Below are 286 nucleotides of genomic sequence, written 5' to 3'. Positions count from 1 at the left end.
GTTCGGGCGTGGACTTCGGCGACGGCGGCCCGGATGCCGAAGTCGATTACTTCAACGGCTACGGCGTGGACGTCACCGACAGCGTCAACTTCGACGTGAGGCTCAACCACTACAGCTACCCCGGCTCCAGCGAACTGGCGTACACCGAGCTGATCACCCAGACCAGCTTCGCCGAGCACTACAACGTGACCGTGGCCTACACCAACGATGTCTGGAACACCGCCACCGATGGCTGGTACTTCGCCGCAGGCACCGAATGGGCGCTGCCCAATGAGTTCAACCTGCC

1 protein-coding gene is annotated in these 286 nt (G+C 62.6%); it reads left to right on the top strand.

Going from position 1 to position 286, the window contains the following annotated elements; genetic code table 11:
- Positions 1-286: TorF family putative porin (locus ACQG3P_RS19365; protein WP_426805947.1), on the top strand; the 286-nt coding region annotated here is incomplete at both ends.

Source organism: Stenotrophomonas sp. SrG (assembly GCF_050031795.1).
Taxonomy (GTDB): domain Bacteria; phylum Pseudomonadota; class Gammaproteobacteria; order Xanthomonadales; family Xanthomonadaceae; genus Stenotrophomonas; species Stenotrophomonas rhizophila_A.
This window is presented reverse-complemented; position numbering and strand designations above follow the sequence as displayed.